General features: G+C 71.1%; 20 protein-coding genes. 14 read left to right on the forward strand and 6 right to left on the reverse strand.

Going from position 1 to position 20,397, the window contains the following annotated elements; translation table 11 throughout:
* The first annotated feature begins 20 nt into the window (after window positions 1-20).
* From folE to FWJ67_RS02265, 4 genes are all read left to right on the forward strand, one after another.
* Window positions 21-629: a GTP cyclohydrolase I FolE gene (gene folE, locus FWJ67_RS02250; RefSeq protein ID WP_414482022.1), complete on the forward strand. Its 609-nt coding sequence runs from the start codon at window positions 21-23 to the stop codon at window positions 627-629.
* A gap of 138 nt (window positions 630-767) precedes the next feature.
* Entirely contained in the window at window positions 768-1,073 is a 306-nt protein-coding gene (locus FWJ67_RS02255) for a metal-sensitive transcriptional regulator (RefSeq protein ID WP_304172605.1), read from the forward strand.
* Between the two features lie 14 nt (window positions 1,074-1,087).
* Window positions 1,088-1,783, forward strand: coding sequence for a protein disulfide oxidoreductase (gene pdo, locus FWJ67_RS02260; protein WP_304172606.1), 696 nt, complete (start codon window positions 1,088-1,090; stop codon window positions 1,781-1,783).
* A gap of 407 nt (window positions 1,784-2,190) precedes the next feature.
* Complete coding sequence (locus FWJ67_RS02265; RefSeq protein ID WP_304172607.1) at window positions 2,191-2,904, forward strand: adenylate kinase; 714 nt, start codon at window positions 2,191-2,193, stop codon at window positions 2,902-2,904.
* Between the two features lie 60 nt (window positions 2,905-2,964).
* Here the strand turns inward: FWJ67_RS02265 and FWJ67_RS02270 are convergent, their stop codons facing one another.
* Window positions 2,965-3,606 (reverse strand): hypothetical protein, encoded by a 642-nt coding sequence (locus FWJ67_RS02270; protein WP_304172608.1) that lies wholly within the window; start codon window positions 3,604-3,606, stop codon window positions 2,965-2,967.
* Window positions 3,607-3,797: 191 nt separating this feature from the next.
* Here FWJ67_RS02270 and FWJ67_RS02275 point away from each other — a divergent pair, with 191 nt between their 5' ends.
* Complete coding sequence (locus tag FWJ67_RS02275) at window positions 3,798-4,025, forward strand: hypothetical protein (RefSeq protein ID WP_304172609.1); 228 nt, start codon at window positions 3,798-3,800, stop codon at window positions 4,023-4,025.
* Between the two features lie 71 nt (window positions 4,026-4,096).
* Here the strand turns inward: FWJ67_RS02275 and FWJ67_RS02280 are convergent, their stop codons facing one another.
* Entirely contained in the window at window positions 4,097-6,193 is a 2,097-nt protein-coding gene (locus FWJ67_RS02280; protein WP_304172610.1) for a glycogen debranching N-terminal domain-containing protein, read from the reverse strand.
* A gap of 190 nt (window positions 6,194-6,383) precedes the next feature.
* Here FWJ67_RS02280 and FWJ67_RS02285 point away from each other — a divergent pair, with 190 nt between their 5' ends.
* Entirely contained in the window at window positions 6,384-7,163 is a 780-nt protein-coding gene (locus tag FWJ67_RS02285; RefSeq protein ID WP_304172611.1) for a RibD family protein, read from the forward strand.
* Window positions 7,164-7,194: 31 nt separating this feature from the next.
* Here FWJ67_RS02285 and FWJ67_RS02290 read toward each other — a convergent pair whose 3' ends face one another.
* Window positions 7,195-7,440: a DUF3243 domain-containing protein gene (locus FWJ67_RS02290; protein ID WP_304172612.1), complete on the reverse strand. Its 246-nt coding sequence runs from the start codon at window positions 7,438-7,440 to the stop codon at window positions 7,195-7,197.
* A 129-nt stretch (window positions 7,441-7,569) separates the two neighbouring features.
* Here FWJ67_RS02290 and FWJ67_RS02295 point away from each other — a divergent pair, with 129 nt between their 5' ends.
* Window positions 7,570-9,366 (forward strand): glycoside hydrolase family 13 protein, encoded by a 1,797-nt coding sequence (locus tag FWJ67_RS02295; RefSeq protein ID WP_414482023.1) that lies wholly within the window; start codon window positions 7,570-7,572, stop codon window positions 9,364-9,366.
* A gap of 59 nt (window positions 9,367-9,425) precedes the next feature.
* Here the strand turns inward: FWJ67_RS02295 and FWJ67_RS02300 are convergent, their stop codons facing one another.
* Complete coding sequence (locus tag FWJ67_RS02300; RefSeq protein WP_304172614.1) at window positions 9,426-10,820, reverse strand: class II fumarate hydratase; 1,395 nt, start codon at window positions 10,818-10,820, stop codon at window positions 9,426-9,428.
* A gap of 83 nt (window positions 10,821-10,903) precedes the next feature.
* On the reverse strand, window positions 10,904-11,845 hold the full coding sequence (locus FWJ67_RS02305; protein WP_414482551.1) for a 5-formyltetrahydrofolate cyclo-ligase: 942 nt from the start codon (window positions 11,843-11,845) through the stop codon (window positions 10,904-10,906).
* Window positions 11,846-11,958: 113 nt separating this feature from the next.
* On the opposite strand from FWJ67_RS02305, the gene FWJ67_RS02310 reads away from it, so the two are divergent.
* Window positions 11,959-12,327, forward strand: coding sequence for a hypothetical protein (locus FWJ67_RS02310; RefSeq protein ID WP_304172616.1), 369 nt, complete (start codon window positions 11,959-11,961; stop codon window positions 12,325-12,327).
* On the opposite strand, the gene FWJ67_RS02315 is transcribed toward FWJ67_RS02310, so the two are convergent.
* Window positions 12,324-13,292 (reverse strand): L-lactate dehydrogenase, encoded by a 969-nt coding sequence (locus FWJ67_RS02315; RefSeq protein ID WP_304172617.1) that lies wholly within the window; start codon window positions 13,290-13,292, stop codon window positions 12,324-12,326. The genes FWJ67_RS02310 and FWJ67_RS02315 overlap by 4 nt on opposite strands.
* A 263-nt stretch (window positions 13,293-13,555) precedes the next feature.
* On the opposite strand from FWJ67_RS02315, the gene FWJ67_RS02320 reads away from it, so the two are divergent.
* The 6 genes from FWJ67_RS02320 (at window position 13,556) to FWJ67_RS02345 (ending at window position 20,362) form a co-directional block, all read left to right on the forward strand.
* Window positions 13,556-14,080, forward strand: coding sequence for a TlpA family protein disulfide reductase (locus FWJ67_RS02320; protein ID WP_414482024.1), 525 nt, complete (start codon window positions 13,556-13,558; stop codon window positions 14,078-14,080).
* Between the two features lie 164 nt (window positions 14,081-14,244).
* On the forward strand, window positions 14,245-15,351 hold the full coding sequence (locus tag FWJ67_RS02325) for a class II aldolase/adducin family protein (protein ID WP_414482026.1): 1,107 nt from the start codon (window positions 14,245-14,247) through the stop codon (window positions 15,349-15,351).
* Window position 15,352: 1 nt separating this feature from the next.
* Window positions 15,353-16,621 (forward strand): zinc-dependent alcohol dehydrogenase, encoded by a 1,269-nt coding sequence (locus FWJ67_RS02330; protein WP_304172620.1) that lies wholly within the window; start codon window positions 15,353-15,355, stop codon window positions 16,619-16,621.
* Complete coding sequence (locus FWJ67_RS02335) at window positions 16,608-18,107, forward strand: site-specific DNA-methyltransferase (RefSeq protein ID WP_304172621.1); 1,500 nt, start codon at window positions 16,608-16,610, stop codon at window positions 18,105-18,107. Before FWJ67_RS02330 ends, FWJ67_RS02335 begins: the two co-directional genes overlap by 14 nt.
* A 54-nt stretch (window positions 18,108-18,161) precedes the next feature.
* Window positions 18,162-19,070 (forward strand): ABC transporter ATP-binding protein, encoded by a 909-nt coding sequence (locus tag FWJ67_RS02340; protein ID WP_304172622.1) that lies wholly within the window; start codon window positions 18,162-18,164, stop codon window positions 19,068-19,070.
* Window positions 19,067-20,362: an ABC transporter permease gene (locus FWJ67_RS02345; RefSeq protein WP_304172623.1), complete on the forward strand. Its 1,296-nt coding sequence runs from the start codon at window positions 19,067-19,069 to the stop codon at window positions 20,360-20,362. Before FWJ67_RS02340 ends, FWJ67_RS02345 begins: the two co-directional genes overlap by 4 nt.
* Window positions 20,363-20,397 lie beyond the last annotated feature (35 nt).

Raw genomic sequence — 20,397 nt, forward strand, 5'->3', positions numbered from 1 at the left:
TGACGAAGGAGGCTTCATCGATGCAGAAGGGCGCGGAACGGAACAGTCTGGTCCAGTCGGGGGTCGACCTGGCCCGGATCCAGGCCGCGGTGCGGGAGATGCTGCTGGCCATCGGGGAGGATCCCGATCGGGAGGGCCTGCGGGAAACGCCCCGACGCATCGCCGAAATGTACCAGGAGCTCTTCGCGGGCCTGTGGCAAGACCCGGCCCGCCACCTCCAGGTGACCTTCGAAGAGGGTCACGACGAGCTGGTGATCGTCAAGGCCATCCCCTTCCACTCCATGTGCGAGCACCACTTCATGCCCTTCTTCGGCGTGGCCCACGTGGGCTACCTGCCCCGGGGCCGGGTGGTGGGCATCAGCAAGATCGCCCGGGTGGTGGAGGAGCTGGCCCGGCGCCCCCAGCTGCAGGAGCGGCTGGCCGCCCAGGTGGCCGACACCTTGATGACCGGCCTGGAGCCCCAGGGGGTGGGGGTGGTCATCGAGGCGGAGCACACCTGCATGACCGCCCGGGGGGTGCGCAAGCCCGGGAGCCGGATCGTCACCTCGGTCACCCGGGGCCTCTTCCGGGAGGATCCGGCCATCCGGGAGGAGTTCTTCGCCCTCATTGGCCACGGGCCCGGACGGTAGAGGCTGGTCCGGAACGCTGAAACTGGAGCCCGGCGGTTGACGCGACCTGGGCGGCGGGCTATCCTCAAGGATGTACGGGGTGGGGTATGAGGTGACTGGTGCTGGCCCGCAGGCCTCGGCGGGCAGGGAGGTGTGGACGTGGCCCGTTCCCAAAAGGCACCGCCGGCGGTGAACGTGGAGCCGCCCGAGCCCGATCCGGAGCGGCTCGCCCCGCTGCTCGCCCGCATGCGGCGCATTGAGGGGCAGGCCCGCGGCGTCCAGCGGATGCTCCAAGAGGGGCGTTCCTGCTACGAAGTGGTGATGCAGCTGGCCGCCATGCGGGCCGCCCTGGCCAAGGTGGCCATGGCCCTCATTGCCGACAACCTGGAGCAGTGCCTGGAACAGGGGCAGGATCCGCGGACGTCCATGGATCAGGCCCGGGACCTCTTGATGAAGTTCAGCTGAGGGAGGGGCGTGGCGTGGCCATTCTGCAGGAGCGGGAGCGCCGGTACGTGGAGAGCTTTTTCAAGGAGCGGCTGGAGCGGCCGGTGAAGATCTTTGCCTTCGGCCGCAAGCCCACCCGGTTGGAGATCCCGGGCGTGCGGCGGAATCCTCTGGCCGAGCAAACCCTGGAGTTGATGGCCGAGGTGGGCCAGCTCTCGGACCTGATCGAGGTGACCATCGCCTACGTGGGTGAGGACGACCACCTCTTCGACCAGTGGCAGGTCTCCCAGGATCGGCTTCCGGCCATCGCCCTCACAGGCGAGGACGGGCGGGACCGGGGTGTCTGGTTCTTCGGCGCGCCGTTGGGGTACGAGTTTCGTACGTTCATGGAGGATGTGGTCGACCTCTCCCGGGGGAAGACCCACCTGAGCGACGAGACCCGGGCAGCCCTTCAGGAGCTGACCCAACCGGTCCACATCCAGGTCTTCGTCACCCCCACCTGTCCCTACTGTCCCCAGGCGGTCCGCCTGGCCCACCAGTTCGCTTTGGAGAGTGACCAGGTCCGGGCGGATATGGTCGAGGCGACGGAGTTTCCCGAGCTCGCCCGGCGGTACGGGGTCTACGGGGTGCCCAAGACGGTCATCAACGAGACCGAGGCGATTGAGGGGGCTGTCCCCGAGGAGCAGGTGCTGCAGGCGGTCCTCCGGGCGGTCAACGGCCAGCCGGGGTGATCCCCAGGCCGCGCCTGCCTTCCCGTCGCCCCGGGCCGGCCCGGCTGGCCCGGGGATTCTTTTTTGCTGGAACGCCTAGCACTTTCCATGGATCCTGGCGGAAGGAGGCCGGGACCTTGCTGAGGAACCTCCATGAGGAGGTGGCGCATGGTGGGAGGTGGTTCCGCCCTGACGGTCCATCCCGAGGGTGAGGCGGCGGCATCGGGCTGGTCAGGGGGTATCCCCAGGGAAAACTTGACGGGCCAGAGGGACAAGGGTGAAGAAGACGAAAGAGTAGGGCAAGTCCGTGAAGTCATGGTTTCCGTGTTCTTTGCATACTGAACCCGTGAGGCCCTGTCGGGTCCAGGCACGCGGCATGGAAGGATGGCCACGGGCCTGTGGGAAGATCACCTGGGGTGAGGTGCGTCATGCGACTCGTCTTCCTCGGACCGCCAGGCGGCGGTAAAGGCACGCAAGCAGAGATCCTGGCCGAAAAACGTCAGCTGCCCGCCATTTCCACGGGGCAGATCTTGCGCGAGGCGGCTCAGAGCGAGATCCTGGGGCCTGTGGTCCGGCGGACCATCGACGAGGGGAACCTGGTGCCCGACAACCTGATGATCCGCATCGTTGAAGACCGGCTCCGCCGCCCGGACTGCCGGCGGGGCTTTATCCTCGACGGGTTTCCGCGGACGGTGGCCCAGGCCGATGAGCTGGGCAGGCTTCTGGACCGCATGGGGTTGAAGCTCGATGGCGTCATCCTGCTCAAGGTGGAGGAGGAGCAGCTGGTCAAGCGGCTGGCCGAGCGCCGCGTCTGCTCCCGGTGCGGCGCCACCTACCACCTGACCTCTCGCCCCCCCGAGCGGCCGGGCCTGTGCGACCGGTGCGGCGGTGCCCTCAAGCAGCGGGATGACGACCGGGAAGAGGTGGTGCGGGAACGGTTCCGCACCTACCGGGAGAAGACCCTCCCTCTGGTCGACTACTATGCCGCCCGGGGCTTGCTCCATCCCATCGACGGGGATCAACCCATCGACCAGGTGGCCCGAGCCATCGAGGAGGCCCTGGCCCACCTGGACGGGCCCAGCCAGGCGCCCGACGGCCATCAGGGGCCGTCGCCCCGGGAGGCCGCGGCGGGCCAAGGCTGAGGGGAGCCCCCGCCCTCCATGGGAGACGGCGGCCTGCCCGGCCGCCGTCGGGAAGGCCCCTCAAGGCACCAAGAGCCGTCCCAACCCCAGGATGTTCCCCTGCCAGTAGGCGCTGCCCGGCCGCGCGAAGGTCTCCACCACCCGGCCCTGCCGGGCGGAGGCGACCACAAAGTCCACCCGGTCCGGCCCGATGCGGGTGATGATGGCCACCCCCGTCGGATCACCGCTGGCCCCCTTGAAGAAGAGCAGATCCCCCGGGACCGCCTCCTCCAGATCCACCGCGTTCACGTTCCAGTAAAAGATGGCCGCGCTGTTGGCATCCGTCACCTCCACCAACCCCGCGGGGCCGCCCTGCATCAGGAAGGTGAGCCCTGGGATGACGGACCGGTAGACGTTGACCACCAGCCCGGAGGCATCCACGCCCATGGAGCGGGGATCGGCACCGTTTTGGACCGCCTCCAGAAACTGCTCCAGGGTGGTCTGGCCGCCCAGCCGGAAGGGCATCCCCTGCTGGCTCTCCCCGTTGAGGGGATACTGGACCCGGGCGTAGTTCAGCGCCTCTTCCGCGGCCTGAGCCGCCACCTCGGGGCTGACGGGCTGGCGGGAGGCGATGGTCTGGGCACCACTCCCCGGTGCGGCCACGAGCACCCAAGCCACCAGGACCACCAGCCAGCCGAGCTGTCTGAGGCCGGTTCGGGACACGGGCATCTCCTCCTTCGCGACGCGGTCCAGCCGGGTTCCCAGGCAGGTCTTTCCACCAAGAGGTTCGGAACGGGGTCCAGGACTCCTTCGCGCCCCTTCCCCAGGCCGTCGGGTGGGCCAGCACCCCTGGCCTGCCCGGGGGTGGGTCCCCCTGGGCAGACTAACCCCGCGCGAGCGGGGAGGGAGCGAGCGTGACCGAGAGGATCCGAAAAGCCGGTGAGGCCCGGGCCCGGCTCCGGCGGGCGCAGAACGCCATGATGGAGATCGGCCAGCTGGCCCGGGAGCTGGGACAGGAACCGTCGGCCGTGCGGCCCCAGGCCCGCCTCCTGCAGCTGATCCGGCAAGTGGAGGCGGAGCTGCAGGCCCTCCAAGGGGCCACCGAAGGCGCGGGGCCGACCGGGCCCGACGGCGGCCGGTAGCCCCGCGGCCGGCCCCGAGTCCGGCGGCCGGTCGCCGCGCCCGGGAGTCGGGAGGCTCCCTCGGGCACCCGCTACCCGTCAGCCTTGGACCCGGGATCGGGTGCCACCACCCGCCAGCCTGGGGGCAGGCCCCTGGCCTCCACCTGCACCTGCCAGCCCTGGCCCTCCGCCTTGAGATCGACCCGATGGTCGCCCACGGGGAGCCCCCGCAAGGAGAGCCAGGGGAGCCAAGGAGGCAAGTAGGGCCGGACCCGGAGCTCCCGGGCGATGCCGTCCACCTCCAGGTTGAGAAGGCCCTCCACCAGGAGGAAGGGAACGGCCGCGGCCCAGGCCTGGGGAGAGCAGGCGACGGGATAGGGCACCGGCCCTCCAGGACGGGCGGGATGGCCTGCGAAGAGCTCGGGCAGGCGGCGGAGGGGTATGAAGCGGGAGGCCTCCACCAGCCCCCGGGCCAGCCGGGCGGCCGCCTCGCCTTGACCGTAGCGGGCCATGCCCCGCAAGGCCAGGGCCGTATCATGGGGCCAGACGGACCCGTTGTGGTAGCTCAAGGGGTCGTAGGCCCGGTGCCCCTCCGCCAGGGTGCGCAGGCCGTACCCGGAAAAGAGGTCGGGCGCCATCAGCCGCCGGGTGATGGCCGCCCCTTCCTCGTTGGGGACGGCCCCCGCCCAGAGGAGGTGGCCTGGGTTGGAGGTGGGCGAGGCGACGGGGCGCTTCTGCCCGTCCAGGGCCAGCGCGTAGAGCCCCTCCCCGATCCGGTACTGTTCCAGCAGGGCCTGCTGGCGGCGGGCGGCCAGCGCCTCCAGCTGGTGGGCCCGATCCGCCTCGCCCCACAGGCGGGCCAAGAAGGCGGCGCTCCGGAGGGCGGCCACCAGGTACCCTTGGACCTCCACCAGCGCGATGGGGGGCTGGGCCAGGCGACCGTCGGGGTCCACCGTGGAGTCGAAGGAGTCTTTCCAGCCCTGGTTGGTGAGGAGGCCCCGGCCGTCGTACTCCAGGAAGCCGTCGCCGTCCAGGTCCCCCTCGCCCGTGACCCAGGCCAGGGCCGCCTCCACGTGGGGCCGGAGGCGCTCGGCCAGGTCCCGGTCCCCGGTCCAGCGGACCACCTTCCCCGCCAGCATGAGGAAGAGGGGGGTGGCATCCACGCTCCCGTAGTAGGGGGTGTGGGGCAAGAGCCCCATCCGGGCCAGCTCCCCTTGCCGGAGCTCATGGAGGATCTTGCCCGGGGCCTCTTCCCGGAAGGGGTCGCGGGCCTTCCCCTGGTAGCGGGCCAGGGTGAGGAGGGTGGCCCGGGCCAGGGCCGGGGTGAGGAGGAGGGCCTCCCGGGAGGCGATCAAGCTGTCCCGGCCAAAGAGGACGGCAAACCAAGGGATCCCCGCGGTGGGCACCAGGCCGTCGCCCATCTCCGTGGCCAGGTGGTAGAGGTCTTCCCGGCCCCGCTCCCAGAGGAGGACCAGGTCAGGGTCGGGCGCCTCCAGGGTGGTGGTGGCGGCCCGCCAGCCTTCCGCCCCCTCCTGCCGCCGCCGGCGCTCCTCCCGAAGGCGGTCGGCCACGGGCTGGCCTGGGTCAAGGGGGCGTGCCTCTCCTTCCCCCACGGCCACCCGGAGCCGGACGGTGAAGGGGACTTGGGGTGCCAGCTCCAGCTCCCAAACCAGCTGCTCACCCTCCACCTGGGCCAAGGGCTCGACCTGCCCCACCGTGGCCCGCTCCACCCCGTCCCGGCCCCGGTAGCGGAAGCGGAACCCCTCGGGCGTGAAGGCCCGCTCCACCGGCGGCCGCTCCCCCTGCAGGGGGTACCCCCGGACCAGAAACATGTCGGCGAAGTCGGCGTTCGCCGTGAGGACCAGCTTGATCGGGAGGGGTTCCCGGTGGTGGTTGGTCAGGGTGAGCTCCTCGTAGAGGGCGTCCCCCACCAAACGGCGCCGGTCCACCTCCACCGCGTAGGGCGAGACCTCCCCTTCCCGGCTGAGGGGGAAGCCGAGGACCGTCCGGCTCTCCGCCCCCTCCACCCAGGTGTGGAGCGCCCGCGGGACCTCCCCGTTGATGGTCCACTGGAGGGTCGAGAGGTACCGGGTGTCCCGGTGGTAGAGGCCCGTCTCCCCCCGGGCCAGCTCATCGCTGGGACCGGTGAACAGGAAAAGGTCCCCGGTCTTCACCACGAAGCCGTCCACGGCCGCAGCACCTCCCACCTGCCCAGGCAGGCCGCCCGACGCAGGAAAGGGCCTGTCCCGGAGCGAAGCCACTTCCCCGTTCGCCGGAGGATCGGGGACTCCTCCCTCGCCCTCGGGGATGGCGGCCGCCGTTCCGCCGCAAGCTAGGACGGGCGGAGGATCCCGCCCGCCGGCGGAAGGGAGGGTTCCTATGTTCCGTCTCTACCCGTCGCCTGCCGAGGTGGAGGCGCCCCACACCATCTACGATGCCATCACCTTCCCCCCGCCGCCGCCCGAGCGGCCCTACACCTGGATCAACATGGTCGCCACCCTGGATGGGCGGGTCACCCTGGGGCGGGGCCGGATCCGGACGCCTTTGGGCTCCAAACTGGACCGGATCCTCATGAGCCGGCTCCGGGTCCACGCGGATGCGGTCCTGCAGGGCGCGGGGACGGTCCGGGACGCGGGGTACTTCCCCCGGGTTCCCGACGACCTCCGGGCCCAGCGCCGGGCGGCCGGCCGGGAGGAGCACCCCCTGGCGGTGGTGGTCACCCGGACCTGCGACCTGCCCTTCGACGCGCCCTTCTTCCGCCAGGTGCCGGGCCGGACCCTGATCCTCACCACCGGCCGGGCCATGCCGGAGCGGGTGGAGGCAGCCCGGGCCGTGGCTGAGGTGGTCGTCCTGGGGGAGGACCAGGTGGACCTGGCCGGGGCCATGGCCTATCTCCGACGGGAGCGGGGGGTGGCGTACCTGCTTTCGGAAGGCGGGCCCAGCCTCAACCACAGCTTCTTCGCCCAAGGCTTGGCGGATGAGCTCTTCTTGACGGTGGCCCCCCGGATCGGCGGCTACCGGGCCGACCTCACCGCGGTGGACGGGCCGGCGGTGCTCGAGCCCCTGCCGGAGTTGGAGCCGGTCAGCCTCTACCTGCACGAGCGGGAACTCTTTCTCCGGTACCGGCGGATCGATGGGTCTGGCCGGGGCGGCCAGTGAGGCCGCCCCGGGGTGCCCCGTGGTGACGGGTCTACCGCTGAACCAGCTTGATCAGGGCGCTGGCGATGGCTTTCTGCTCCGACTCGTCGGCGGCCCGCCAGAGGTCCCGCAGGACGGCCTGTTCGGGGGTGGCCGGATCCACCTTGTTCTCCAGGAAGTCCCCGATCTGCTCCGCCTGATTGACCAGGCTGTCGTGTCCCAGGCCGGCCCGCTCCCCGGCGCGCACCGCTTTGGCCAGCGTCTCCTTCCACTGGTCCCAGCCCATGTTCAAATCCAAGCCCTTCCCCCCTTCCACCTCGCTGAGCCACTGCGTGCATCCTTAGCTTGAAGGGCTGTTCGCGGTGGGATACACCGCGGGCCCTGGAAGATTTCCGCGGGCTCCCCGCCACCCTTCGGAGGTGAGCTGATGGCAACCGACCCGGCTGCCGAGGGGGTGCTCTTCGACCCCTCCCGCCGAGCGGACGTCAACGTGGTGGAAGGACCGGAGACGACCCGGGTGATCCTGCGCCTCCGCCTCCGCCAGCCGGAGGTGGTCCCCCGGCTGGAGTGGCGCCAAGCTGGCTGGACCACCCTGCCCATGACCCCCGCCGGTCTCCTGGGGGACTGGATGGTCTTCCAAGCAGTCATTCACGGGGCGGACCTGGCTGAGCCCATCGCCTACCGCTTCGCCCTCGCAGGACCCGACGGAGAGCGGTTCCTTGGGGCCCGGGGGCTTGCCCCCGATCCCCAAGAGGCGGGCACCTTCCGGCTGTGCCCGGGGGCCCTCGCCCCCTTCCCCGTCCTCCCGTGGACCCAAGGCCGGGTCTTCTACCAGGTCTTCCCCGACCGGTTCGCCAACGGCGATCCGTCGAACGACCCCCCCGGGACCACCCCCTGGGGCGGGCCCATCACCCACGGGACGGGCGAGCAGTACTACGGGGGGGATCTGGCCGGGCTCATCGACCGCCTCGACTACCTGGCGGAGCTGGGCGTGGGCGGCATCTACTTGAACCCCATCTTTGCCTCGGGCAGCTCCCACGGCTACGACACGGTCGACTACTTCCGCATCGACCCCCGCCTGGGGGATCTGGACACCTTCCGGGCGCTCTTGGACGAGGCCCACCGGCGGGAGATCCGGGTGATCCTGGATGCCGTCTTCAACCACACGGGGACAGGCTTCTGGGCCTTCCAGGATGTGATGGAGCGGGGGGCCGCCTCCCGCTACAAAGACTGGTACTTCTTCCACGGTTTCCCCGTGGATGTGGAGGGCCCCAACTACGAGGCCTGGTGGAACGTGGCCTCCCTGCCCAAGCTCCGGGTGGCCAACCCCGAGGTCCGGGCGTACCTGATGGGGGTCGCCCGCTACTGGACCCGCTTCGGCATCGACGGCTGGCGGCTGGACGTGCCCAACGAGATCCGGGAGCCGGGCTTCTGGGAGGAGTTCCGCCTGACGGTGAAGGGGATCAATCCCCAGGCGTACGTGGTGGGGGAGATCTGGCACGTGGAGCCCGAGTGGCTGGAAGGGGACCGCTTCGATGCGGTGATGAACTATCCCCTCGCCCGGGACGCCCTGGTGGGCTTCTACCGGGGCCAGGGTGGGCTGGGGGCGACGGAGCTGGACCGGGCCCTCCGGCGGGCTCTCCTCGTCTACCCCGAGCAGGCGGTGCTGATGAACTTCAACGTCATGGGCTCCCACGACACCTCCCGGGTGCTGACCGCCTTAGGCGGGGGGAACCTCGGGGATCGGCCCGACCCCGTGGCCGTCCGGCGGTTGAAGGCCCTGAGCACCTTCCTCTTCGCCCTCCCCGGCGTGCCCGTCATCTACTACGGGGACGAGCGGGGGATGCTGGGCGAGAAGGGGGAGAACTGGGACGCCCAGCGGGCTCCCCTGGTGTGGGAGGAGTGGGGGGAGGCGGGCCGGGAGCTCTTCGCCCACTTCCAGACCCTGATCCGCCTCCGGCGCCAGCATCCCGCGCTCTGGAGCCCGGTGGTCACCCGGCTGGCGGTGGACGACGAGGCGGGGCTTTACGCCTGTACCCGGTCGGGCGGCGGGGAGGAGCTGGTGGTGGTCACCACCCGGACCCCGGGCCCGGTCCGGACGGTCTTGGCCGGCGTGTCAGGCCGCTACCGGGACCTGATCACGGGGACCCAGCTCCAGGCGGGCGGGCACGGGTTGGAGGTGGCCCTGGACGGGCCCGAAACCCGGCTCCTTCTCCGGGAGTAGACAAGACGGGGCGAGACGGCCTGGGGGCGGCCGGTCCGGCCGCCCCCGCCAGATCCCCCTCAGTTCCCGCCCGGCTCCGTCTGGCGACGGGCATCCAGGAGCCGGTCCAGCTCCTCCGGCGGCAGCACCTGCTCTTCCAGGCAGACGGCCCGGATGGTCTTCCCCGTCTCGTAGGCCTTGTAGGCCAGCTCCGCGGCCCGGTCGTACCCGATCCGGGGCACCAGCGCGGTGACCATGGCCAGGCTCTGCTCCACCAGGCTCTCGCACCGCTCCCGGTCGGCCTCCAGGCCGGCGATGGTCTTCTCCTGGAAGTTGGCCGCGGCGTTGGCCAGCAGCTCGATGGACTGCAGCAGGTTGTAGGCCAGGACGGGCATCATGGCGTTCAGTTCCAAGTTGCCCCGTTCGGCCGCGATGGTGATGGTCAAATCGTTCCCCATCACCTGCGCGCAGACCATCATCACCGACTCGCAGATGACGGGGTTCACCTTGCCCGGCATGATGGAGGAGCCCGGCTGGACCGGCGGCAGCTTCAGCTCGCCCAGGCCGCACCGGGGGCCCGAGCCCAGCCAGCGGATGTCGTCGGCGATCTTCATCAGGCTGACGGCCACCGTCTTCAGGGCGCCCGAGGCGAAGACGGCCGCATCCTTGGCCGCCTGGGCTTCGAAGTGGTTCTCCGCCTCCCGCAGCTCCAGCCCCGTCATCTCCGCCAGGCGGGCGATGGCCCGGCGGGCGAACTCGGGATGGGTGTTGATCCCCGTGCCCACCGCGGTGCCGCCGAGGGCCAGCTCACCCAGCTCCCTCTGGGCCTGGCGGATCCGGCGGATGCCGTGCTCGATCTGGCTGGCGTACCCGCTGAACTCCTGGCCCAGGCGGATGGGTGTGGCATCCTGCAGGTGGGTCCGGCCGATCTTGACGATGTCGTCGAAGGCCCGGGCCTTCTCCGCCAGCCCCGCGTGGAGCCGTTCCAGGCTGGGGATCAGATGGCGTTCCATCTGCTCCAGGGCGGCCAGGTGGATGGCGGTGGGGATCACGTCGTTGGAAGACTGGCCCATGTTGACGTGGTCGTTGGGGTGAACCTTCCGGCTCCCCAGCTCCCCGCCCAGGAGCTCGCTGGCCCGGTTGGCGATCACCTCATTGGCGTTCATGTTGGTGGAGGTGCCCGAGCCGGTCTGGAAGATGTCGAGGACGAAGTGCTCGTCCAGCTTGCCGTCGGCCACCTCCTGCGCCGCTTGAACGATGGCCTCGCCCCGCTCCCGGTCGAGCCGGCCCAGCTCCATGTTGGTCTCAGCCGCCGCCCGCTTGATCAGCCCCAGGGCGCGAATGAAGGCCCGGGAGAACCGGAGGCCGCTGATTGGGAAGTTGAGGACCGCCCGCTGGGTCGAGGCGCCGTAGTAGGCCCCGGCCGGAACCTCCATGGGACCCATGGAGTCCCGCTCGATGCGAACCTCACTCAAGGTGCCCAAACCTCCTCACAGGGAGTGACGGACTCCCGTACTGAGTACCCCCTCCACCCCCATTCTCCGCAGCGGGACCAAATTCATCCTGGCTGCCCGGCGGGCCAGGGGTGGAGCCAGCCGTGCTCGCAGACCAGGCCGTCCAGGGGCTGGTCTGTGGGCCCGGCGGGACAGCGGGGCACCAGCTGGCCCGCGTAGAGCAGGCCCACCCGGGGGATGCCGGCAGGGAGCCGGGCCAGGAGCCGGTCGTAATACCCCGCCCCGTAGCCCACCCGGTGGCCGAAGGGGTCGAAGGCGAGGCCGGGGACCAGAACCAGGTCGATCTCCAGGGCCACCGCCTCCGGGGGCTGGGCCGTGCGAGGTTCGGGGATGGCCTGGAAGGGGCCGGGAACCAGATCGGCGGCGGGGTCGGCCACCCGGCCCAGCAGGAGCTGGCGCCGGCGCCGGTCCACCTTGGGCGCGAAGAGGGTCTTCCCCTCCCGGAGGGCCGCCTCCACCAGAGGCCCTGTGGCCACCTCCCGACCCACCGAGAGGTAGAGGAGGACCCCCCGGGCCTCCCGCCAGAGGGCCCGACCCGTGAGGATCCTGTGGATCTGCCGGCTCCAGGCGGCCGCCGTCTCCGCGGGCAGGGTGGCCCGCCACGCGCGGAGGCGCCGCCGGAGAAGGCTCTTGGGCGGCGGCTCCACCAGGTGAGCCACCACCTCCGCCACCACCTGGGCGGGGGAGTGGGGGCCCGGCGTGGCGGAGAGGAGGGTGAGGGGCCCCTCCCGAACCCGTCGGGCCAGCTCCAGGAGCGGGGTACCGGGGCCCGTCAGGAGCTCCACCAGGTACCGGCTCCGGAAGAGCTCCCACTGGCGATGCTGCTCGTACCACCGGCGGAGCCCCGCGGAAGGGGCCAGCTCCGGCATCCAAAGAGCCTCCTCCTCGAGCCGGGCCTCTTCGGGGACCCCTGGGGGCTCCACCAGCACTCGGGTGCCGTCCCTGGGCGAGGCAGGCTCCGCCAGGGACTTCACCTGAAGGTCCACGGCTGGCTCCCTCCTTTGCCGCATACTGGCTCCCGGAGGGGGGCCGTCTCCCGAAGGGGAGGACCCGGGCGGAGGCACCCTAGACGCGACCAGAAGGCGCGGGAGGGAGCACGGTGCGCGTGCAGCCGGTGAAGGATCTGGACATGTTGGCCGAGGAGCTGGACCGGCGGTTGAAGGGGACCCTCTGTGTGGTCAACCTGCGCCATGGGCAGGACGAGCTGGCCCAGGTCCGCCTGGAGGTGGAGCAGATCTACGTGGACGACCGGGTCCCCACCACCCGGACCCTCCGAGTGCTGGGCCGGATCCCCGACGGTCCCGACCACGGCGCGGTGGCCATCCCCCTGGGACCCGAGATGAGCGGCCAGTGGACCGACACGGACGGGCGGGTGGACCTGGTTCAGGGTGGGTACATCCTCTCCATCATCCCCTCGCCTGGGCGCCGCCAGCGAGCCCACGAGCGGGGCGAGTCGGCCCGGGTCTAAAGGAGGCCCACCTCCGCGGCCGCCTCCCGGAGAATCTGGGCCGAGCGGCGGAAAGCCCTCTCCTCATCGGGCGCCAGGGGCAAGACCACCACCCGGCGGACACCCCCCCGGTCCAGGATGGCGGGCACGCCGATGCAGAGGTCCTCCGCGTCCGGATAGCCCGTGGCCAGGGTGGAGATGGTGTGGACCGATCCTTCGTCGTGAACCACTGCCTCCACGATCCGGGCCAGGGCGGCGGCAATGGCGTAATAGGTCGCGCCCTTCCGCTGGATGATCTCGTAGGCCGCCCGGCGGACGTCGTTGACCAGCGCCTCCCGGAAGGCGGCGTCAGCAAGCTGCCTGGCCTCGGGGATGCCCGCCTCCGCCAGCTGGTCCAAGGGGATCCCGCCCACGGTCGCCCGGCTCCAGACGGCCAGCTCCGAGTCCCCATGCTCGCCGATGATGGAGGCATGAATGCTCCGGGGGTCCACATGGAGGATCTGCCCCAACCGGACCCGCAGGCGGGCGGTGTCCAGAACGGTGCCCGAGCCGAGGACCCGCTGGCTGGGAAACTGGGAGAACCGCTGGGTGGCCAGGGTGAGGATGTCCACGGGGTTGGTCGCCACCAGCAGGATCGCCCGAGGCGCCACCCGGGCCACCTCGGGGACGATCTGGTGGAAGATCTCCACATTCCGCTTCAGGAGGTCGAGCCTGGTCTCCCCCGGCCGCTGGGAGGCGCCCGCGGCCAGCACCACCAGATCGGCCCCCTCCAGGTCGTCGTAGGTGCCGGCATGGACCAGCGCTGGGCGGGCGAAGGCCAGCGCGTGCCGGATGTCCATGGCATCCCCTTCCGCCTTGTCGCGGTTGATGTCCACCAGGACCACTTCCCGGGCCAGGCGTTGGATGATCACCGTGTAGGCGAAGGTGGATCCCACCAAGCCCGAGCCCACCACACCGATCTTGGGGCCTTCCCACTCCGCAAGCACGTCTGGCGACCTCCTTCCCTTTACCCTCCACAGGGTGCCCCAAACACGCGCACGCGCCGCGAGGCTTCCCGCCCTGGGGTTCGGAACAGGATCCCATCTTCCTCCTCCCGGGCCGTTGACGCCGCCCGGTTCCTGGCGGCGGAAGGCCGCCTGGCCTGGTCCAATTCGGCCCCGCGGGGGGAGGAAGGGGCCATCCATCCTGGGACGGCCGACCCTGCCCCATTCGCCGGCCAGCCGGTAGGATCACAAGGGGAGGGGTGGCCATGCCTCGGGCCCAACGGATGATGGTGGCGGTCGTCTTCCTGGGCGTCCTGGTCTGGATCGGGCTCACCGTCGCGACGGGTGTCGGCGTCCACCACCGCCTTCCCGAGCGGGGCTTCCGGGTGCCTGACTTCGCCCTCACCGATCTGAACGGGCGGACGGTGACGCCCAGCCTCCTGGCCGGCCGGCCCTGGCTCCTCCACTTCTGGGCCAGCTGGTGCTCGTCGTGTCTCGCGGAGCTGCCGGAGTTGGTTGCCTTCGCCCAGGCCCACCCGGAAGTGACGATCCTCTGGGTCTCGGTGGGCGAGCAGCCCCAGACCGTCCGCCGCTCCCTGGACGGGACCCCCCTGCGGGGCCTGGTGGGGGTGGATCCGGACCAAGCCCTCGCCTCCCAGTTCAGGGTACGGGGCCTGCCCGCCACCTTCTGGATCGACGCCCGGGGCGTCATCCGCGAGGTGGTGACCGGTCCCATGACCCGCGCCCAGATGGAGGCCCTTCTGCCCAGGCTCGACCCAAACGCCTTCTAGACGCGCTCTCCCGCCTTCCGTCGGCTCCCCCCCGGCGGCCCGCAGAAGGATATGGAATCTCAGGAGTGAAAGAATGGGACGTGTCTGAACCCTGGCGCGGCACGTCCAGGGTCACGACTTCGGGAGGGAGACCCTCATTGGCCTCGCAGCGTTTTGCCATCTCCATGGCTGGTGACCAGGGGGCGGCCAGCCCCTTCCGGACCTGGTTTGCAGAAGGCTTGGCCCAACGGCTTGCCCAGGACGGGTACGAGCAGGTGGCGGCTGAGGGCGCGGAGGAGCTCCAACTGGTCCTCCACTTCGTGGAGCGGGACCGCTTCCGTCCCTTCCGCCGTCAGGCCCAGGGCACCTTTGTGGCCGTCATCGCCGAAAGCTCCGAACCCATCCGCGACGCGGTGCGGGAGGCGTACCGGGTTCTGATCGGCAACCTGGGGAACCTCCTCATGTACATCGGCCCCGCCCAGGACGGCCAGGCGCTGGCGCCAGGCCAGCCGCTGGAGGTCCACTTCGTCACCTTGGAGCAGGGCCACTACGTCGAGCCGTATGGTCCAGGCCAGGAGGCGTCTTTTTTCGACCGGGTCTACGCGCGCCTCAAGCCCTTGGCCACGTCCACGCTGGTCATCAACAACGAGTTCATCCCCGATTTGGAGGAGGAGCTGTGGGAAGGGGATGAGCTGACGGAGCAGATCAGCCGGGCGGGCAAGCGGCTGGACGAGATGGGCCTCCTGCCCGCGCCCTTCCCGCTGGATGAGGTCCTCACCGAGCGGGACCGGCGGCACCTGATGAAGCTCTTCGGCGTGGGCGGCCTGAGCTACTGCAACTTCAGCGCCAGGAAAGACAGCACCCGTTTCTGGATGAGCGCAAGCGGCGTGGACAAGTCCAACATGCGGGAGATCGGGCGGGACATCCTCATGGTGAAGGGGTACGACGGGGCGCGCAATGTCATCCTCCTCAGCGTGCCGCCCCACGTCACGCCCCGGCGGGTCTCGGTGGACGCCATCGAGCACTGGATGATCTATCAGGAGTTTCCCGGGGTCGGGGCCATCCTCCACGCCCACGCCTGGATCGACGGCGTGGAGGCCACGCCCTTCAACTACCCCTGCGGGACCCTGGAGATGGCCCAAGCGGTGGTGGAGAAGCTCCGCCAGGCGCCCGATCCCGCCCACGCGGTGGTGGGCTTGAAGAACCACGGGCTGACCATCACCGGCGAGAGCCTGGACGAGATCTTTGCTCGGGTGGGGGACCGGTTGGTGAGCCAGGTCCCCATGAGCTGACGTGGCCGCGGTGGTCCGGGGGGTGGGGTACCGCCTCTCCATCCCCCGGTATTTGGCGGCGAAGGCCTTGGGCCGCCGCCTGCCCACCTTGTACTACGGCCGTCTCTCCAACGTCGGGGTGATCACCCTCCCCCGGCGGCCCCTGCCGGGGCCCGACTGGGTCCGCTTGGTCCCCATCCTGGCCGGGATCTGCGGGAGCGATCTGGGGACGATTACAGGCCGAAACAGCCCGGCCCTCTCGCCTCTGGTCTCCTTCCCGGCGGTCCTGGGCCACGAGGTGGTCGCCCGGGTGGTGGAGGCGGGGCCCCAGGCGGGGGTGGCGGCGGGGCAGCGGGTGGTGGTCAACCCCTTCTTGCCGTGCCAGGTGCGGGGGCTGGAGCCGTGCCCCACCTGCCAGCGGGGCGAGACCTGCATGTGTGAGAACTTCGACCAGGGGGCCTTCGCCCCGGGCATGCTCCTGGGCTTCTGCCGGGATCTGCCCGGCGCGTGGTCCGAGGAGTTCTTGGCCCACCGGAGCCAGCTCTTTCCCGCGCCGGCCGGGCTGAGCGACGACCGGCTGGTCTTGGTGGAGCCCCTGGCCATCGCCCTCCATGCCGTCCTCCGGGAGCCGCCCGGGGAAGGGGCGCGGGTGCTCGTGGTGGGTGCGGGGCCCATCGGCCTGGCCACCATCGCCGCTTTGCGCCTCCTGGAGCTTCCCGTCCACGTGACGGTGGTGGCCAAGTACCCCCTCCAGGAGGAGCTGGCCCGGCGGTTCGGGGCCGACCGGGTCTACCGGTGGCGCCGGGGGGAGGCGCCCGCCTTCCGAGCGGCCCGGGAGGTGACAGGGGCCCGCATCCTCAAGCCCGTCCTGGGCCGGGCGGTGGTGAGCGGCGGCTTCGACGTCACCTACGACTGCGTGGGTTCCCGGGCGAGCCTGGACGATGCCCTGCGGGTCACCCGGCCCGGAGGGCGGGTGGTGGTGGCCGGGGCGGCGGGCCAGATCCCCCAGCTGGACTGGACCTTCGTCTGGTCCAAGGGGCTCCGGGTGGTGGGGAGCGTGGGGTACGAGCTGGAGCAGGTGGGCGGCCGCCAGGTCCACACCATCCAGCTGGCCATGGAACTGCTCGAAGGCCGCCCCGATCTGCCCCTGGAAGCGATGATCACCCACCGGTTCCCGCTGGAGCGGTACCGGGAGGCGCTGGCCCTGAGCCTGGGACCCCAGCGCCGGGAGGCGGTGAAGGTGGTCTTCACCGGCCCTGCCAGGGAGGATGGAGCCTTTGGCCGGCCCTGACGGGCCCCCCCTCCGCCGAGGGCCCGCCAGCCCCACCCTCCACTGGCCGGGCAAGCCCACGCCTGAGCAGGTTCTGGCCGAGGCCCGCCAGATCCAGCCCCGTTTCCGGCTGGCCGAGCGGTGGGGCGCCCCAGAGGTTGAGGCGGGCCAGCTCTACTGGGGGGAGAACCTCCATGTGGCCGCCCACCTTCTCCAGGCCTGGCGGGGGCGGGTCGATCTGGTCTACATCGACCCACCCTTTGGCCTGCAGCGGGCCCTCCGGCGCCGGTGGGGCGCCCACCCGGCCGACCCCGTGGCCTACCAGGATCGCTGGCCCGAGGGCCTCGCCGGCTACCTCCAGATGCTCTACCCCCGCCTCGTCCTGATCCGGGAGCTCCTCAGCGACTCGGGCAGCCTCTACGTCCACCTGGGGCCTCAGGTGGCCCCGTATGTCCGGGTTCTCCTGGATGAGCTCTTCGGGCCGGGCACCTTCCGGAACGAGATCATCTGGCGGCGGGATGCGGCGGGCAAGGGGGGCAAGCGCGCCTCGCCCCAGTGGCCCCGGAACACCGAGTCCATCCTTTTCTACACCAAGAGGCCCAAAGGGTACCACTTCACCCAGCTGACCCGGCCCCTCTCGCCGGAGCAGGCGGCCGCCTACCGGCTAAAGGAGCCCGATGGCCGACGGTTCCGGGCGGTCCAGCTGGGGAACTACACCGAGGCCTCCATCCGCCGTCTGGAGGCTCAGGGCCGGATCTACGTCTCGCCCACCGGGAAGCGGTACAAGAAGTACTACCTGGATGAGGCCCGGGCGACCATCGACGGCCTCTGGACCGACCTGCCCGGTTTTGGCACCCGGAGCGCGGCCAAGGAGCACCTGGGCTATCCGGGCCAGAAACCCGAAGCCCTCCTGGAGCGGATCCTCCTTGCCTCCTCCCGGCCGGGCGACGTGGTGGCGGACCTCTTCGCCGGAACGGGGACGACCCTGGTGGTCGCCCAGCGTCTGGGCCGGCGGTGGTTGGGCTGTGACCTCTCGCCCCTGGCCCTCCAGGCCTGCCGGCGGCGCCTGAGCGCCCTGGACGGGGCGGCCCTTGAGATCTGGTGGGAGGAGGCACCCGCCCCCTGTGGGGTCGAAGGGGAGAGGGCCCCGGTGGGGGTCGAAGCGCGGCGGGAAGGGCGGGCGGTCCGGCTGCGGCTGGTGGGCCTGCCCCAGGGGCCTGGGGCACCGGCCGGCGGGCCCGGCGACGGGCCGCCTCTGGTGGAGGGCTGGGCGGTGGACGGCGAGATGGCCGGCGTCTTCCGGCCGCTCTGGCACACCTTCGGCCCCGTCCGGGTCCAGGACCCGCCCCTGGCCCGGGAGGCGGTGGTCCCCCTCCCCGTTCAGGCCCAGGGGGTGCGGGTCCAGGTGGCCGACGGGGCCGGGAGGCTCTACCGCTTCGCCGCGAGGCTGGGGGAGCTGCCCGCGGGCCCAGGTTGGGCCGCCCTGGTCCAGGTGGCCCATGACTGAGGGCTGGGCGGCCCTGGGCGACGGGGGCGGGGTGAGGAGGCGAGGGGAGCGGCGGTGCTGGAGATCCGAGGAGTGCGGAAAGGGTTTGGGCGGGTCCAGGCTGTGAACGGGTTGGACCTCACCGTGGAGGAGGGGGCCATCTTCGGCCTGATCGGCCCCAACGGCTCGGGCAAGACGACCACCATGCGGATGATCCTCCACATCCTGGAGCCGGACGAAGGGGCCATCACCTGGCAGGGCCGCCCCGTCCGGGAGGTGGCCACCCGGGAGTTCGGCTACCTGCCCGAGGAGCGGGGGCTCTACCCCCGGATGACGGTCCGGGAGGAGCTCCGCTTCTTTGCTGCCTTGCGCGGGGTGACGGGCCCCCAGTTGGAGCACGAGATGGAGCTCTGGCTCCAACGGCTCATGGGGGCCGAAGCGGAGAAGATGGTGGAGGCGCTCTCCAAGGGGAACCGGGTCAAAGTCCAGTTTCTGGCGGCGGTCCTCCACCGGCCCCGGCTCTTGGTGCTCGATGAGCCTTTCAGCGGCCTGGATCCCGTCAACGTCCAGCGCTTCAAGGAGGCGGTCCTGGACCTCTGGGCCCGGGGGACCACCATCCTCTTCTCCAGTCATCGGATGGACCACGTGGAGGAACTCTGCACCCACCTGGGCCTCATCAAGGAGGGGCGGCTCGTGCTGGCTGGTTCCCGGGACCAGGTGCTGGCCGCTTCAGGGCGCCGGGTCCTGCGCCTGACCCTGGCCGGCCCCCAGGAGATGGAGGCCCTTATCCAGCGGGTGCCGGCCCTGGGGGCCGGGAAGCGGGCCGGCCGGTCCCTGGAGGTGGCGGTGACGGGCGGGATCGATCCTCAGGCCATCCTCCGCCAGGCCCTGGAGGTGGGCCAGGTGGAGCGTTTTGAGGTGGGCCCGCCCAGCTTGGAGGAGCTCTACCTGGAGCTGGTGGGCGAGGGGGTTCCCGCCCCATGAGCCCGTGGCAGGTCATCGCCCGGCGGGAGTTCCGGGCCGTCACCGGCGGGTGGCCCTACCGGGTGGTCACCGTGGTGGGGGCCCTGCTCCTCGCGGCTCTCGCCTGGACCCCTGTGCTTATCGCCCCTCTTACCGGCCCTTCCGTGGGGGACGGGTCGCCCGCCCGGATCCTCGTGGCCGCACCGTGGGAGCTCTTCCAGGCCCTGGAAGGGCAGGCGGCCCCGCGGGCCTCGGGCGCGGCGCTCCAGCTGGAGTGGATCGGCGCGGAGCTGGATCGGGCCGGCCAAACCACGGCCGACGCCCGGGTCCAAGACGCGGAGATCGACGGCTGGTTGGAGCTGGTCCCGGGACCGGAAGGCCTCCAGGCCAGCCTCACCCTGGCCACGACCCAGCGGGCCCTGGAGCCTCTCCTCCGCCAGCTGGTGGCGCCCGTGGTCTGGACCGGCCGGGCCCGCGCCCTGGGGGTGGCGCCGGAGGTGGTGGCCGCCCTCCAGCAGCCGGTCCCCCTGGAGGTCCGCCTCCTCCCGCGGGTTGGGGCCGACCCCGTCCCGCGGGCGGTGCGGGAGGCGGTGAGCACCCTGCTCCTCGTGGGCCTTGTCATGGCCATCACCCTGTACGGGAATGCCATCAGCATGGGCATCATCCAGGAGAAGGAGAGCCGGGTGGCCGAGCTCTTGGTGGGTGCGGTGCCGCCCACCCAGATCCTGGTGGGCAAAGTGGTGGGGATCGGCGGGGCGGGGCTCCTCCAGGTCCTCGTCTGGATGCTGGTGGGCTTCCTCGTCTCGGGCCCCCGGCTGGTGGCCGCCATCGGCCGCTGGCTCGGCTTGGAGGAGCTGGCCTTCTCCCCGGGGATCCTGCCGGCGCCCATCTTGGCCGCCTTCACCCTCTTCTTCCTCCTGGGGTACACCCTCTACGCTCTGGTCTACGCGGCCTTCGCCAGCACCGTCGCCCGGGCGGAGGAGGTCAACCAGGCCCTGACCCTCCCCTTCTTCTTGATCCTCCTGGGCTTCGCCATCGCCCTCGGGGCGTGGGTGGCCCCGGCAAGCTCCCTGGCGGTGGCGGGCTCCTTGATCCCCTGCTTCACCCCCTTCGTCCTCTTTGCCCGGCTGGTGACCGGTTCCGTGCCCCTGGGCCAGCTCGCGGCGGGGGTGGGGCTCACCCTGGTGGCCATCATCCTGGCCGCCCGTTTCGCGGGCCACGCCTACCGGCGGAACGTCCTACGGGACCGCCGCGTTTCTCTGCGGGAGCTCTTCACCGGGCGGGAGCCCGGGAGGCGCCAGAACCCCGATTGAGCGAGGACCGGACAGCCCCCACGGGGACTTGGCTA

Source organism: Limnochorda sp. (genome assembly GCF_047459355.1).
GTDB lineage: Bacteria > Bacillota > Limnochordia > Limnochordales > Limnochordaceae > Limnochorda.